Below are 13492 nucleotides of genomic sequence, written 5' to 3'. Positions count from 1 at the left end.
AACATCGACCCTCATACCCGGCAACCTCCAATGCGACGGTTTCGCAGAGGAATCCTCAAGGGAGGGTGGAAGAAAACGCAACAGCCCTCACACCCTCTCGATAATCATGGCAATGCCCTGCCCCACGCCGATGCACATGGTGCAAAGCGCGTAGCGGCCCTGCCGCCTTTCGAGTTCGTACATTGCCGTCGTCACAAGCCGCGCGCCGCTCATGCCGAGCGGGTGGCCAAGCGCGATCGCACCGCCATTGGGGTTCACGTGGTCGGCATCGTCGGGCAGCCCGAGATCGCGCATCACGGCAAGCCCCTGCGAGGCGAACGCCTCGTTCAGCTCGATCACGTCGATATCGCCGATGTTCAATCCCGTCTTCTCGAGCACCTTGCGCGTCGCGGGCGCGGGGCCGATGCCCATGATGCGCGGCGGTACGCCCGCCGTCGCCATGGCGACGATCCGCGCACGCGGCTTGAGCCCGTTCGCTTCCGCCGCATCCGCCGACGCGATGACGAGCGCGCAGGCGCCATCATTGACGCCCGACGCATTGCCCGCCGTCACCGTGCCGCCCTCGCGGAAAGGCGCCTTCAGCTTCGACAGCGCTTCGAGTGTCGTCTCGGGGCGCGGATGCTCGTCGGCGTTCACCACCGTCTCGCCCTTCCGGCTGACGATGGTCACGGGAACGATCTCCGCCGCGAGCCGCCCGGCCGCGATGGCCGCGCCCGCGCGCTGCTGGCTCCGCCATGCGAATGCGTCCTGGTCCTCGCGCGAAATCTGGAAATCCTCGGCAACATTCTCCGCCGTCTCCGGCATGGAGTCGACGCCATACTGCCGCTTCATCAGCGGGTTCACGAAACGCCAGCCGATCGTCGTGTCGTGGATCTCGGCATCGCGCGAAAACGCCGCCGTCGCCTTCCCCATCACGAAGGGCGCGCGCGACATGCTTTCCACGCCGCCAGCGATCATGAGCCCCGCCTCACCCGCCTTGATCGCCCGCGCCGCGGTGCCGACCGCATCCATGCCCGAGCCGCAAAGCCGGTTCATCGTCGAGCCGGGCACCGTCTCCGGCAGCCCCGCCAGCAGCGCCGACATGCGCGCGACGTTGCGGTTGTCCTCGCCCGCCTGGTTGGCGCAGCCGAAGATCACATCGTCCACCCGTTCCCAGTTCACATCCGGATTGCGTTCCATCAGCGCCATCAGCGGCACGGCGCCCAGATCGTCCGCGCGCACGCCCGCCAGCACCCCGCCATACCGCCCGATGGGCGTCCGAACGGCGTCGCAGATGAAGGCTTCCTGATGATGGGTCATGGCGCGGTCCTCTCATGTCTTCAAGAGGCCGCAAGCTAGAGCATTTTTTGACGAAGGGGAAACGGGCTTCAGGCTAAAGCGTCCGCTGCGGCGGCAACCGTTTTTCGCTCGCGAAAAACGGCAAGGCCGACCGGCCGCCGGCGCTTATGCGCCGTAAGCCAAGGGCGCGGCCTGTCCCGGCGAAAGCCGGGAACCGCCCGCCCGGCGCTTGAGGGAAAATTAAGCCACGTTCTGGCGCCGCTGGCCGGGCACCGGGGACGCAAGCCGCGCCAGCTTGTCGATCATCCCGTCGAGATCCGGCGCTTCGATCTCCTCGAAGGTCTCGCGCAGCCCTTCGAGCACGTGGAAGCGGAAAAGATCGAGATCGAGCGTGCCGTCCGAGCTTCTGACCGCGTGATAGGTGTCGAGCACCCGGCGGAAGGCCGGATAGAGCGCCTCCGGCATCCCCGCCCGCGCATAGACGGCGCGGAAGCCGAGCGCCCCCACATCGTGGATGAGCCTCCATATCCGTTCGTCCGGTACGTCGGTAAGATTTGCGAAGGCGGCTTCCACGAAGCGCATTTCGCCTGTGCAGGCGATGCGCAGGATCAGCGTCGCCGTCAGGCGGCCGTTTTCCGAGAGCTGCGCCACCAGCGCGCGCATGTCGTCATGGCTCATGCGGGAAATGGCGTCCGCCGTCGTCCGTTCGCGCGTCTGCTCTTCCAGCGTCGCCGCCACGCGATGATCCATCTCGTGCTGCTCAACGAGATATTCGCGAAGCTGCTCCGACACCATCGCGATCAGCCGTTCGACGAGGAGCGCGGGCATTTCGCCCCGCTGCACCAGCGGCACGGAAACATCGGCGTCGTCGGCGTAGCGTGTCACCAGTATCGTCGCCGCCGCCTCGTTGATGACCGCACCTGCATTGTGGACGAGCCTCAGCACGGCCGTACGATCGCCGCGATGGGCAATCGCTTCCGACACCGGCGCCGCTACGTCAGGCCGCCCCGCAATCGCGCATTGCTTTGCGGGCGAGCCGTAATAGACGAGCCCCACCAGGTCTTCATCGGTCAGCACGGGAGAGCGCTCGAGAACGGGCAACGCCACCTGGTCGATATCGCGTGCAAGCTTCAGCACGACATCGCGCGGCGCGCCCGCCTTGTCGTCCAGGCAGCGCGCAAGGGCCTCGCGCACGGAGATCGCTACGTCATGGACCAGATAGCCAAGTATTTCGCGCGCGAGTTCGCGCTCGCGCGGCGCGAGTTCAACCTGCGAAAACTGACGGGCGACTTTCGCAGCGACAGCCGCGCGCGCGTCCTCGGACGGGTCCGAAAGGAGCCGCTCGACATCGGCGATCGTCAGCTTTTCCGCGTTCATCTGGGCCCCAGGCCTTCCCGGTTTCGCGCCAATCGGTTCGTTGCGCACCGGTCAAAGCCTAGGGCAAAAGCGCTTAATGAAGATTTACTCTGGCGCACACGGAAACGTCGGATTTCAGTTACCGGAGCGTCTGTGCATGGCGATCGAAACGAGGATAAGCGCTCCGATCACGGACAGATGCTCTGTGAATGTATGGAAACTGTTTACCTTTTGCGGCCCCTCCGGCATCGCCCAGAAATTATGGATGAGCAGGATGGTAAGAAAAGTGAAGACGCCGAGCATCCCCGCGCCGAGCCACACATACCGCCCCCAGATCACCAGCGCCGAGCCGATGAGCTGGGTCGCCGCCGTCGCGATCACCACGAGTTCGGGCTGCGAGAAGCCGAGCGACCTCATGATCTCGACGCTCTCGCCGAAATTCACGAGAAAGCCGAGCCCGGCGCCCCAGAACATGAAAGTGAGCAACACGCGCGTGAAGATGGCAACAGCCCGCGCCTCCAGAATGGCCGCGACAAAACCTGGCGTCATGTGAAATTCCCCCCTGATCGACACCGGGCCCCCGCCCGGCAGCACACAGGATTCTCCGCCCTCGCGATTCCGTCCAGCGGGATTTTGAGGGGTTGGAGCCCGAAATTTTGACTCCCCCGCCTTTTCATGGATGATCCGCGCCAACCAGAAAATCGCTAACGGGGAACGGACATCATGCTTGAGGGCATCAAGGTCATCGAAATGGCCACCTATATCGCGGCACCCGGCGCGGGCGGCATTCTCGCGGACTGGGGCGCGGAGGTCGTGAAGATCGAGCCGCTCTCCGGCTGCCCCATGCGCTACACCATGCGCAATGTCGGCGCCGAGCACCTCAAGGGCTCCCCCATCTTCGACCTCGACAATCGCGGGAAAAAAGGCCTCGCCATCGATACCTCGAAGCCCGAAGGCGTCGAGGCCGTGAAGCGCCTCGTGAAGGACGCCGACGTTTTCATCACCAATGTCCGACCCGGCGGGCTGGAGCGCGCGGGCCTCGACTACGAGAGCCTGAAACAGGTGAACCCCCGCCTCGTCTATGCCAGCGTCACCGGCTATGGCCTCGAAGGCCCGGACCGCGACCGCCCCGGCTTCGACATCGCCGCCTTCTATGCCCGCTCGGGCGTCGGCTGGCTGCAGACCGTCAAGGGCAAGGAGCCCGTCACGCTGCGCACCGGCATCGGCGACCACACCACAAGCATGGCGACGGTCGGCGGTATTCTCGCCGCGCTGGTCGAGCGCCAGACGACGGGCACGGGCCGCCTCGTCGAGGCCTCGCTGCTGCGCGCCGGCATCTATGCCGCCGGCTCCGACACCGCCGTCCAGCTCCGCTACGGCAAGCTCGGCTCCACCAAGTCGCGCCACGAAGCCCTCATGCCGATCAGCAACTTCTTCCAGACGAAGGACACCTGGATCGTCATCGTGCCGCGCCAGGGCACGGTCGACTGGACGGCCGTCTGCCGCGCCATCGGCAGGCCCGAACTCGAAACCGACGAGCGCTTCGACAACCCGAAAAAGCGCCGCGCCAACGCCGCCGAACTCGTCGACATTCTCGATGCCGCCTTCGCCGCACACGATGTCGAGTACTGGCGCGCGAAACTCGACGCGGAAGACATCATCTGGGCGCCGCTCATGCGTCCCGCCGACGTCTTCGCCGATCCCCAGGCCCATGCGGCGGGTGCCTACGTCAAGGTGCCGGAGGAAGACGGCAGCGGCACCTATCTCGCCCCCGCTTCGCCCATCCGCTTTCCCGGCTACGACGACACGCCGAAATCGGCCTCCCCCGCGCTCGGCCAGCACACGCTCGAAACGCTGCAGGCCGCGGGTTTCACGGATGCCGAAATCGACGCCCTCCGGTCTTCCGGTGCGATAAAGTAGATTTTCCGTACACGGAACTTCTCGGGAGCTATTGCACCGCCGCCGCGGCGAAGACGCCCTTGCGGCCAAGCTCCTGCAGAAGCTTGGAGAGGCCCACGATCGACGCCGGCGGCAGCGTCAGCGCCGCCTCGCCGAAATTCGCCCCCTCGCGCAGCGCCCTGAGAAAGGCGATCTGCGGCGTCGGCAGCTTGTAGACCAGCACATCCGCCTCCGGCCTCACGACGATGAGCGCGTCGCCGCCCGCGTTGAGCGCCACGGGCTTCACGTCCTCATCCTCGCGGTTCGTCCGCCATATCTCGGCCACGGGATAGCGCGACGAAAAAAGCCGCAGCGACGGGTGAAGAACGGGCCGCAGCACGGAAATCTCCTCCGCCCCCATCCGCGCGAAGACGGCCGGGTCGAGCGGCGCCGCTTCCGTGGCGTGATAGGCCTGCAGCCACAGCAATTCGAGCCGCGCCACATCGCCCAGATAGGGAAGCGAGCGCAGCGGCGGGAAGCTGTCGAGGAAATGCGGGAACCCCGCCCCGAAGCCGATCAGCGTGCCGCGCTCCGGCATGCCGCTTTCGAGGTGAAGCCGCGCCGCCGCGCGAAAGAAATCGCGTCCGACAAGCCGTTCCACGGCGGGGAACGCGGCTTCCAGCGCATCGATCAGGCTCGCATGAACATTGTTGCGGTAGACATCGAAGCGCTTCGCCGCAGGCGGCGTGCCCGGCGCGGCTGCGACAGCGGCGGGTGCCGCGCCGCCTGTGGCGAGCGCTTCGGCAAATGCCGCCTGGAACGCTGCAAGTCCCTCAGCCATGACGGGCCCCGAGCACCAGGTCGAAATTTCGGGCCCGGTCTAGGCAGCGCTGCGCACGCATCGCTTCCGCGATCAGCTCGCCGAGTTCGGGCACGTTCTTGTCGCGCTCGATCAGCGTCGGCCGCGCGCCGATCCGTTCGATGAAGTCGCGATAAAGCGCGAACACCTCGTCGCGCACCGCACTGCCGTGATCGTCGATCAGCAGCCTTCCGCCCTCGAGCTCCTCCACCGCATGTCCGGCGAGATGCACCTCATGGACGAGCTCGGCGGGAATGCCGTCCAGCCAGTCCGCCGCGCTCTTGCCGAGATTGGAGCAGGAAACATGCACATTATTGACGTCGATCAGCAACCCGCATCCCGTCCGCCGCGCAAGCGCAACAAGGAATTCGGGCTCGCTCATCTCCGCACCGCCGATATCGGCATAGACGGAGGGGTTCTCGATCAGGATCTGCCGCCCGAGAAGCTCCTGCGTCTCGCTCACATGCGCCGCCATGACGTCGAGCGCCTCGCGCGTCAGAGGCACGGGAAGAAGATCGTTGAAATGCGTTGCCCCGTGCCGCGTCCAGGCGAGATGCTCAGACACGAGGCCCGGCTCGTAGCGCCCGATCAGCTCCTTCAGGCGCAACACATGCGCGCGGTCGAGCGGTCCGGCCGACCCGAGCGACAGGCCCACGCCGTGAAGCGAAAGCGGGTAAAGCTCGCGAATGGCGCCAAGATAGCGATGCGGCGGCCCGCCCGCGCCCATGTAATTTTCGGCATGCACCTCGAACCAGCCGAGCTTCGGCTTCGTCGAGATGATCTCGCGATAATGCTGCGGCTTGAGCCCGATCCCGGCATCTGCCGGGACCGGGTTCAGCGCGCGCGGAGAAGCGCTGGAATATGACCGAGGCTGTGTCATGCGCAACGGCTCCTTCGCGTGTCCCGCTATTACGGAAGCTGCGTGTCTTTGGCTTCGAGGCTGCCATTGCCACGCGGCGTCTCGATGCTGGTGCAGGTGCCGGCCGGCACGAGGCTCCAGGCATTGCCCTGATAGTCGAGCGTCGACGTGCCGGCGCAGGTCGTGCCGGGACCGGCGGCGCAGTCGTTCTTGCCGGCCAGCGCCACGCCGTAGCACTTCTCCATCGCGGCGTCTTCCGCATGCGACGGTGTCGCAATGGCGGTAAAGGCGAGAGCGGTCGCAATGGCGCCGGCGGCGGCGATCGAGTTGGTGATGAGGGTCTTCGACATATTCTGGTCTCCGGTTGAGTTCGGTTGTTTGGACTGACGCCACAAAATGGATGCAAGCGGCGGAGACGGGGTTTCTGGGGGAGGGAGAAACCGGGGGGGGGTGTGCCGGTCGTCCGCCGCTTGCAGATTGACCATGCCCCGCCGCACTCCCGGAGGGAAATCAACTGCAATCACGTTGGCGCGCAAGCTGGCACACGCGTCATCACGCGGCTGTGAAGAACACGCCCCACCTCATCCCGCAAAACCCATGCGCCGCGCCACGCGCTTTTCGATCTCCACCACGACGAGAAGCGCAACGCCCACGCCGATGATGAGAAGCCCGTCCTCCGCCGCGACCGGCCGGCTGTCGAACACGCGTTGCAGGAGCGGCAGATAGGTGAACGCGAACTGCGCCACCACAACCGCCGCAACGCCCATGAGAACCGCGCGCGTACCGAGCACGCCTTCCCATGTCAGCGACGTGCCATGCACATATCGCACGCTGAAGAGATAGAAAATTTCCATGACGACCAGCGCATTCACCACCATCGTCCGTGCCGTCTCCACCGGCAGCCCGCGCTCGATCATCGAGGCATAGGTGCCGAAGGCGCCAGCGACCATCAGCACCGACACGAAAAGGATGCGCCAGAGCAGCCGTCCGGACAGGAGCTTCTGTCCCACGGGCTGCGGCGGCCGCAACATTGCGCCGGGTTCCGTCGGCTCGAAGGCGAGCGTGACGCTCAGGGCCACCGTCGTCACCATGTTGATCCAGAGAATCTGCACGGGCGTCACCGGCAGCGTCAGCCCGAACAGGATGGCCATGATGATCGTGAAGGCCTCGCCGCCATTCGTCGGCAGCTCGAGCGCGATCATCTTGGTGAGATTGTCGTAGACCGTCCGCCCCTCGCGCACCGCCGCGACGATGGAAGCGAAATTGTCGTCGGCGAGCACCATCTCGCTCGCCTCCTTCGCCGCCTCCGTGCCCTTGCGGCCCATGGCGACACCGACATCCGCGCGCTTCAGCGCGGGCGCGTCGTTCACCCCGTCGCCCGTCATCGCGATCACGGATCCGTCCGCCTGCAGCGCTTCGACAAGCCGCAGCTTGTGTTCGGGGCTCGTCCGCGCGAACACACTCGCCGCCTGCGCTTCTTGCGCAAAGCGCGCATCGTCCATCGCATCGAGGTCTTGCCCTGTCACCGTCCGCGCCTCGTCGGACAAGCCCAGTTGCCGCGCGATCGCGCGCGCCGTCACGGCATGGTCGCCCGTGATCATCTTCACGGCAATCCCCGCCGCCCGGCATTCCGCAATGGCGTTCACCGCTTCCGGCCGCGGCGGATCGATCAGCGCCACCAGCCCGAGCATGGTGAGCCCCGTTTCGGCATCGGCCTGCGAAATTGTCTCCGTCCCTTCCGGCATGACGCGGCGCGCCAGCGCAATCACCCGCTGCCCCTCCGCCGCCAGCGCGTCCACCTGCCGGAGCCAGCGGCCCGCATCGAGATCGCATGTTCCCTCCGGTGCCGCCGCCCGCTCGCACATCGCGATCACGCGCTCGGGCGCCCCCTTCACATAGAGAACCGGTGCATGCCCGTCCCGCGCATTGAGCGTCGCCATGTAGCGGTGCCGCGCATCGAAGGGAATGTCGTCGAGCCTCGTGAACCGTGCCCTCGCCGTCGCCACGTCGTGCCCGGCCTTCATGGCGAAGGAGAGCAGCGCCCCCTCCATCGGGTCGCCGTCGGTCAGCCATTTGCCGTCCACCTGCCGCAGATGCGCATCGTTGCAGAGCACGCCCGCGAGCGACAATTCCTCGAGCACAGGATAGGCGGCGATGTCGATCGCCTCGCCCGAGATGAGAAAACGTCCCTCAGGTTCGTAGCCCGATCCCTCCACCTTGAACTGCTCGGCCGCCGTCACCGCCGCGCTCACCGTCATCTCGTTTTTCGTCAGCGTACCCGTCTTGTCGGAACAGATGATGGAGACCGCGCCCAGCGTCTCCACGGCGGGCAGCCGCCGGATGATCGCATTGCGGCTCGCCATGCGCTGCACACCGACGGCCAGCGTGATGGTCATCACGGCGGGCAGTCCCTCGGGAATGGCGGAGACCGCGATCCCCACGACGATCATGAAAGCTTCGCCCGCCTCATAACCCGCAACGAACGCCGCATAGGCGAAGACGAAGCCCGATACGCCGAGCACGGCAACCGTCACCTGCCGCGCGAAACCGTCCATCTGCCGCACCAGCGGCGTGGTGAGTTTTTCCACCGCGCCGATCATGCCGCTGATCCGCCCGAGTTCGGTCGCCGCGCCCGTCGCCACGGCAACGCCTGTGCCCTGCCCTGCCGCGATAAAGGTGCCCGAATAGGCCATGCCCGCGCGGTCGCCGAGCGGGGCGTCGGCGTTCACCGGCCCCGTCATCTTGTCCACCGGCACGGATTCGCCCGTCAGCGCCGCTTCGTCGATCTTGAGATTGCTCGACTTGACGAGGCGGATGTCGGCGGGCACGCGGTCTCCCGCCTCGAGCATGACGAGGTCGCCCGGCACCACACGCTCCGCGGCGATAGTCAGCCGCCTTCCGCCGCGCATCACCGAGGCATGCGGATCGATCATGGCGCGGATCGCATCGAGCGCTCTTTCCGCGCGCCCCTCCTGCACGAAGCCGATCGCCGCATTCGCAATCACCACAAGCCCGATCACGGTGGCATCCGTGCCATGTCCGATTGCCGCCGCGAGAACGCCCGCCGCGATCAGCACATAGATGAGAAGATTGTGAAACTGGAGAAGAAGGCGGACGAACGGCCCGCGCTGCTTGCCTTTCGGCAGCCGGTTCGGTCCATGAGCGGCGAGGCGGCGTTCCGCCTCATCCTCGGCAAGCCCGCCCGCCGGCGTGCCGAACGCGTCCCGCGCCTCGCTTGCCTCCATCGCATGCCAGGCGCGCCCGATCTGTTTCTCGCCCGGCCGCTCTACCGCTGACGCCACCGCAACCCCGATCCGCTATACTTTTTATTAGTATAGCGAATTTCCGGGAACATCGCCTTACACATTGGCTTGAAAAATTCCCCCGCCCGTGCGGTCAATCGGCGCGACCTGCGGCCTTCCGTTCGGCCACTCTGTCGAGCGACAGCGGGCCGCCGCCCCGCGCCACCAGGTAAAGCAGCATCGCCGCCCAGGTGAGATGCACCGTATAGGCTTCCGGATAGACGAAAATCTGGATCACGGCCGTCATGACGAGAAGCGCCAGCGCGCTGAGCCTCGTCGCAAACCCGGCAAGCACAAGGATCGCGAATAGATGCTCGGCATAGGTCGCCAGATAGGCCGCCCATGTGGACGATATGAAAGGCAGCGCATATTCATGCTCGAACAGAAAGAAAGTGCTGCCCTTGAGCGTCAGGAACCCTTCCACCTTCGTTCGCGCCGACGTGAAGAAGACGAGGAAGATCGCCACCCGCATCATGCCTGCATAGGTCCAATCCGGTACTCGTGCCATGATCGCGTGCGTCCGCACCGTCATCTTTGTCACCATCCCGATGGCATCATGCATCTGCTTTGCCCCTTTTTTATGTCGTGCCGCTGCCGGTCGCGGCGAAAGCACCGAGCCTGGCGAACCCGCCAAGCAACGCGGGCAGCTTCTGTATCGCCATGGCGGGAAGGTGCAGCGCGGCTTCGCCAAAACTCGCTCCGTCCTTCAGTGCTCTCAGAAAGACGAAATGGCCGGGCTGCACATCATGAATGAAGACATCCGCCTCCCGCCGCACCAGCAGGAGCGTGTTGCGCCTTCCATCGGACTTGACCGGACGCACCTCCACATCTTCGCGGTTTGTCCGCCATATCTCCGCGACCGGGAAACGCGATGAGAAGAGGCGAAAGGATGGATGCAGCACCGGCTGCAACTGTGTAAGCGCAGCCATGTCCAGGGCCGCGAGCGCGGAGGGCGTGAGTGGCTTCGCTTCCGCCGCGTGATAGGCCTCGAGCCACAGCAGTTCGAGCCGCGCCACATCTCCGAGGTAGGCAAGCCCCTGCGCCGGCGGAAAGCGCTCCAGAAAATCCGGAAAGCCACCGCCATAGCCGATCAGCGTGCCGCGCCGGGGGAACCCTTCTTCAAGATATACTTTTGCGGCCGCGCGAAAGAACGTCCGGCCGACCAGCCGCTCGACCACCGGAAAGGCGGAGGCCAGCGCATCGATCAGGCTTGAATGAATATTGTTGCGATAAACGTCGAGACGTTTCGCCGTTCCCGGCGCGCCCGCCCTTGCGCGCAGCCCGGCGGGTTCGGGCGCGCCCCTGGTGACCGCGCCGGCAAACGCCGCCTGAAAGCGCGCGAGCCCGTCAGCCATGTGCTTGCCCCATGACGAGATCGGAGACCCGCGCTTCGTCGAGGCAGGCTTGCACATGCATGGCCTCGGCGAACAGTTCGCCAAGCTCCGGCACGTTCTTGTCCCGCTCGATCAGCGTCGGCCTCGCGCCGATGCGCGCAATGAACCTTCGATAGAGTGCGAACACCTCATCGCGCACCGCGCTGCCATGATCGTCGATCAGCAGCGTCCCGCCTTCGGTCTCGTCTTCCGTATATCCCGCGAGGTGAATTTCCACGACAAGCTCCGCCGGAATGGCGTCGAGCCATTCACCGGCATCCTCGCCCCTGTTGAAGCAGGAGACATGCACATTGTTGATGTCGGCAAGCAGCCCACAGCCCGTCCGCCGCGCCAGCGTCACCAGAAATTCGGGCTCGCTCATCTCCGAGCCATCCATGTCCACATAGACCGATGGATTTTCGACGAGGATTTGCCGCCCGAGAATGTCCTGCGTCTCACTCACATGCGCCGCCATGACGTCCAGCGCCTCATGCGTAAGAGGAACAGGCAGAAGGTCGTTGAAATGCGTATCGCCATGTCGCGTCCAGGCGAGATGTTCGGATATCAGTCCCGGCTCGTAGCGCTTGGCGAGATCCCTCAACCGCAACGCATGCTCGCGGTCGAGAGACCCGGCGGAAGCGAGCGAAAGACCCACACCGTGAAGCGACAGCGGATAGAGGTCGCGAATGGCCGAGAGGTAGCGATGCGGCGGCCCGCCTGCCCCCATGTAGTTTTCCGCATGCACTTCGAACCAGCCGAGCGGCGGCCGGTTCGCGATTATTTCGCGGTAATGCTGCGGCTTGAGCCCGATCCCGGCATCAGCCGGGACCGGGCTCAGCGCGCGCGGAGAAGCGCTGGAATATGACCGAGGCTGTGTCATGCGCAACGGCTCCTTCGCGCGACCCGCTATTACGGAAGCTGCGTGTCTTTGGCTTCGAGGCTGCCATTGCCATGGGGCGTCTCGATGCTGGTGCAGGTACCGGCCGGCACGAGGCTCCAGGCATTGCCCTGATAATCGAGCGTGGACGTGCCCGCACAGGTGGTGCCCGGTCCCGCGGCGCAGTCGTTCTTGCCCGCCAGCGCCACGCCGTAGCACTTCTCCATCGCCGCGTCTTCCGCATGGGCAGGTGTGGCAATCGCCGCGAAGGCTAAGGCCGTCGCAATGGCGCCAGCGGTGGCGAGCGAATCCGTCACGATGTTTCTCGGCATGTCTTGGTCTCCAGTTGATTTTGATTGCATCGGTTTGAGGCTACGAAAGGGCTGCGAACGGCGGCGCCGGGGGGGCGGGGACTTCTTGGGGGAAGAAACCGGAGGCTGGCCTCCGCCGTTCGCAGGACCAACCTGCCGCACGGCCTGCCGAAACGAAAATCAACTGGGATCACATCGCCGCGCAATTCGCACACGGCACCTCACTCTGCCGTGAACGCCCTGCGGGCGGTGAGCATCGGCAGGTATCGGGCTTCGCGAGCCCTCAGCTACGACAACCCGCTTTTCGCTCCGGGTCATGCACCTGCGGCTTGAAGAACATGCCGAGCTGCAAGCTCTCGGCAATCCGCGCCGCCTTCTCGACAAAGCGCTCCGCCGTCTCCGGCGCGCAGACTTCCTCCGCCGTCGCGCGGAAGAGCACGAGCCAGCGGTCGAAATGTTTCGGCGTCACGGTCTTGAGTTTCAAATGCGCGCGCATCGGCTGCCCCTTGTAGCGGCCCGTCGTCAGCATCACGCTCGACCAGAAGTCGCACATCTTCAGAAGGTGCGGCTCCCAGTCCTCACCGATTGCCTTGTCGAAAATCGGCCCCAGCACCTCGTCCCCGCGAATGCGCGCATAGAAGGTCCGCACCAGCCGCTCGATCTCGGCTTCGTTCGTCGCGCCTTCCGCCGCGTCCGGTTCCGCGAGCGGGCGGCCTTCGTAGTTTCCCGGATTGTCCAACCTTGCTGCCTCTTTTAACATGTATTTAAAATACATATTTATCGTCGGACACCGCCCGCCTAAAGGCAATATCCGATGCCCCTTCCGCCATGCGGCATTTCGCCTGCCCCGATGGAGGCCCTCAAGGAACTGCCATGCGTTTGACGCTCCACACGGACTACGCGCTTCGCCTTCTCATGCACCTCGCGCTCGCGCCGGAAAAGCGCGTCACCATCGCCGAGGTTTCGGATGCTTTCGCCATTTCGCGCAACCATATGACAAAGGTCGCGCATGAATTGGGAAAGGCGGGCTTCGTGGAAACGCTGCGCGGGCGTGGCGGCGGTCTTCGCCTCGCCCGTCCCGCGGAGGAAATCGTCATCGGCGATGTCGTCCGCGCCATGGAAGAGGATTTCAGGATCGTCGAGTGTTTCGACCGTGACACGAATGGCTGCTGCATCGCGCCCGCCTGCCGTCTGAAGCGTGTCCTGAAGGACGCCGTCGATGCCTGGCTCGCGGTCCTCGACGGCGCAACGCTCGGCGACCTCGTCGCGAACCCCCGTCCCCTCCGCCGCTTGCTCGCGCTCACAGCCTGACGCTGATCGCGTCCCTTCTCCCACCCTCCCCTCGGGATTCCTCTGCGAAACCGTCGCATTGGAGGTTGCCGGGTATGAGGGTCGATGT

The 13492-nt window shown here is 65.3% G+C and carries 14 protein-coding genes; 2 read left to right on the top strand and 12 right to left on the bottom strand.

Annotated elements, in window-relative coordinates; translation table 11 throughout:
- Positions 1 to 87: 87 nt before the first annotated feature.
- From pcaF to ACKUUH_RS16390, 3 genes are all read right to left on the bottom strand, one after another.
- Entirely contained in the window at positions 88 to 1299 is a 1212-nt protein-coding gene (gene pcaF / locus ACKUUH_RS16400; protein ID WP_407950963.1) for a 3-oxoadipyl-CoA thiolase, read from the bottom strand.
- Between the two features lie 219 nt (positions 1300 to 1518).
- Entirely contained in the window at positions 1519 to 2655 is a 1137-nt protein-coding gene (locus ACKUUH_RS16395) for a DUF2336 domain-containing protein (RefSeq protein ID WP_407950962.1), read from the bottom strand.
- A 114-nt stretch (positions 2656 to 2769) separates the two neighbouring features.
- Positions 2770 to 3183 carry a DoxX family protein gene (locus ACKUUH_RS16390; RefSeq protein WP_407950961.1) on the bottom strand — a complete coding sequence of 138 codons (414 nt, stop codon included), beginning with the start codon at positions 3181 to 3183 and terminating at the stop codon, positions 2770 to 2772.
- Between the two features lie 174 nt (positions 3184 to 3357).
- Between ACKUUH_RS16390 and ACKUUH_RS16385 the strand changes: the two genes are divergently transcribed.
- Positions 3358 to 4554, top strand: a complete 1197-nt coding sequence (locus tag ACKUUH_RS16385) for a CaiB/BaiF CoA transferase family protein (protein ID WP_407950960.1) — start codon at positions 3358 to 3360, stop codon at positions 4552 to 4554.
- A gap of 28 nt (positions 4555 to 4582) precedes the next feature.
- On the opposite strand, the gene ACKUUH_RS16380 is transcribed toward ACKUUH_RS16385, so the two are convergent.
- The 9 genes from ACKUUH_RS16380 to ACKUUH_RS16340 all read right to left on the bottom strand — a co-directional run bounded on the left by ACKUUH_RS16380 (position 4583) and on the right by ACKUUH_RS16340 (position 12832).
- On the bottom strand, positions 4583 to 5353 hold the full coding sequence (locus ACKUUH_RS16380; RefSeq protein ID WP_407950959.1) for a putative DNA-binding domain-containing protein: 771 nt from the start codon (positions 5351 to 5353) through the stop codon (positions 4583 to 4585).
- Positions 5346 to 6251: a DUF692 family multinuclear iron-containing protein gene (locus tag ACKUUH_RS16375; RefSeq protein ID WP_407950958.1), complete on the bottom strand. Its 906-nt coding sequence runs from the start codon at positions 6249 to 6251 to the stop codon at positions 5346 to 5348. Before ACKUUH_RS16375 ends, ACKUUH_RS16380 begins: the two co-directional genes overlap by 8 nt.
- 29 nt (positions 6252 to 6280) lie before the next feature.
- A complete protein-coding gene (locus ACKUUH_RS16370) occupies positions 6281 to 6580 on the bottom strand; it encodes a DUF2282 domain-containing protein (protein ID WP_407950957.1) in 300 nt (99 codons plus the stop codon).
- A 231-nt stretch (positions 6581 to 6811) separates the two neighbouring features.
- Positions 6812 to 9475, bottom strand: coding sequence for a cation-transporting P-type ATPase (locus ACKUUH_RS16365; protein WP_407950964.1), 2664 nt, complete (start codon positions 9473 to 9475; stop codon positions 6812 to 6814).
- Between the two features lie 151 nt (positions 9476 to 9626).
- Positions 9627 to 10064, bottom strand: coding sequence for a DoxX family protein (locus ACKUUH_RS16360; protein ID WP_407950956.1), 438 nt, complete (start codon positions 10062 to 10064; stop codon positions 9627 to 9629).
- A 46-nt stretch (positions 10065 to 10110) separates the two neighbouring features.
- Positions 10111 to 10887 carry a putative DNA-binding domain-containing protein gene (locus ACKUUH_RS16355; RefSeq protein WP_407950955.1) on the bottom strand — a complete coding sequence of 259 codons (777 nt, stop codon included), beginning with the start codon at positions 10885 to 10887 and terminating at the stop codon, positions 10111 to 10113.
- Positions 10880 to 11785 (bottom strand): DUF692 domain-containing protein, encoded by a 906-nt coding sequence (locus tag ACKUUH_RS16350; protein WP_407950954.1) that lies wholly within the window; start codon positions 11783 to 11785, stop codon positions 10880 to 10882. The genes ACKUUH_RS16355 and ACKUUH_RS16350 overlap by 8 nt, the downstream gene beginning before the upstream one ends.
- Before the next feature lie 29 nt (positions 11786 to 11814).
- Positions 11815 to 12114 (bottom strand): DUF2282 domain-containing protein, encoded by a 300-nt coding sequence (locus tag ACKUUH_RS16345; protein ID WP_407950953.1) that lies wholly within the window; start codon positions 12112 to 12114, stop codon positions 11815 to 11817.
- Positions 12115 to 12376: 262 nt separating this feature from the next.
- A complete protein-coding gene (locus tag ACKUUH_RS16340; protein ID WP_407950952.1) occupies positions 12377 to 12832 on the bottom strand; it encodes a group III truncated hemoglobin in 456 nt (151 codons plus the stop codon).
- A gap of 134 nt (positions 12833 to 12966) precedes the next feature.
- Between ACKUUH_RS16340 and ACKUUH_RS16335 the strand changes: the two genes are divergently transcribed.
- Positions 12967 to 13404, top strand: coding sequence for an Rrf2 family transcriptional regulator (locus ACKUUH_RS16335; protein ID WP_407950951.1), 438 nt, complete (start codon positions 12967 to 12969; stop codon positions 13402 to 13404).
- Positions 13405 to 13492: the final 88 nt, after the last annotated feature.

Origin of the sequence: Parvibaculum sp., assembly GCF_045863935.1 — a bacterium.
GTDB lineage: Bacteria > Pseudomonadota > Alphaproteobacteria > Parvibaculales > Parvibaculaceae > Parvibaculum.
This window is presented reverse-complemented; position numbering and strand designations above follow the sequence as displayed.